The following is a 377-nucleotide window of genomic DNA, read 5'->3' on the forward strand; positions in this document are numbered from 1 at the left end:
GCAGACGACGTTGACCACCAGCCCGAGCACGGCGATGGCGATGGCCTCCTGGTAGTGGATGGGCGAGGGTGCGAAGAAGCGCTCGATCGAACTGGTCGCCATCAGGGCGGCGATGCCGAGCAGGGACACCGCGCTGGTGTAGCCGGCCAGGATCTCGATCTTCCAGGTGCCGAAGGCGAAGCGCGGGTCCTTCGCATATTTGCGCGCGGCGGCGTAGGCGAAGGCGCTCAGGCCGATCGCCAGGGCGTGCGAACTCATGTGCCAGCCGTCGGCCAGCAGGGCCATCGAGTTGAACCACCTGCCGGCGGCGATCTCGACCACCATCATGGCTGCCGAGATCCACTTCCCCAGGCGCGTGCCGCGCTCGGTCGCGAGCG

The 377-nt window shown here is 68.2% G+C and carries 1 protein-coding gene; it reads right to left on the reverse strand.

Annotated features, from left to right (window positions below):
• On the reverse strand, positions 1-377 hold a 377-nt coding region (locus tag KVT32_RS29055), incomplete at both ends, for a cation diffusion facilitator family transporter (protein WP_217619310.1).

The sequence above is a fragment of the Achromobacter sp. GbtcB20 genome (genome assembly GCF_019091095.1).
Lineage (GTDB): Bacteria > Pseudomonadota > Gammaproteobacteria > Burkholderiales > Burkholderiaceae_B > Achromobacter > Achromobacter mucicolens.